The organism is Pseudomonas sp. NPDC088429 (genome assembly GCF_044753305.1).
In the GTDB taxonomy this organism is placed as follows: Bacteria; Pseudomonadota; Gammaproteobacteria; order Pseudomonadales; family Pseudomonadaceae; genus Aquipseudomonas; species Aquipseudomonas rustica.
Map to the genome: position 1 here is coordinate 1 of NZ_JBIVMX010000172.1, position 689 is coordinate 689.

1 pseudogene is annotated in these 689 nt (G+C 56.3%); it reads right to left on the reverse strand.

Annotation, left to right across the window (positions count from 1 at the left end):
• Positions 1-689: pseudogene (locus tag ACIP66_RS28760) on the reverse strand (F0F1 ATP synthase subunit beta); the annotation flags it as partial.

Sequence of the window (689 nt, forward strand, 5' to 3'; positions counted from 1 at the left end):
GCCAGGATTGGTGTATTTCATTGAATAGTATTTACCCGAAGCACCGGTGAAGACTTCAGCCACGAAGAACGGCTGCGACAAGAAGCGCTGGATCTTACGAGCACGGTTTACCAACTGCTTGTCGGCTTCCGACAGCTCGTCCATACCCAGGATCGCGATGATGTCCTTCAGCTCTTTGTAACGTTGCAGAACGTACTGAACGCCGCGAGCGGTGTCGTAGTGGTCCTGGCCGATTACGTTCGGATCCAGCTGGCGCGAAGTCGAATCCAGTGGATCTACCGCTGGGTAGATACCCAGGGAAGCGATGTCACGGGACAGAACGACGGTGGCGTCCAAGTGGGCGAAGGTGGTCGCTGGCGACGGGTCGGTCAAGTCATCCGCAGGTACGTATACCGCTTGGATCGAAGTGATCGAACCTTCCTTGGTCGAAGTGATACGTTCTTGCAGAACGCCCATCTCTTCAGCCAGGGTCGGCTGGTAACCTACTGCCGAAGGCATACGGCCCAGCAGTGCGGATACTTCAGTACCGGCCAGGGTGTAACGATAGATGTTGTCGACGAACAGCAGAACGTCGTTACCTTCGTCACGGAACTTCTCGGCCATGGTCAGGCCGGTCAGTGCTACGCGCAGACGGTTACCCGGCGGCTCGTTCATCTGACCGTAAACCAGTGCCACTTTGTCCAGAACGT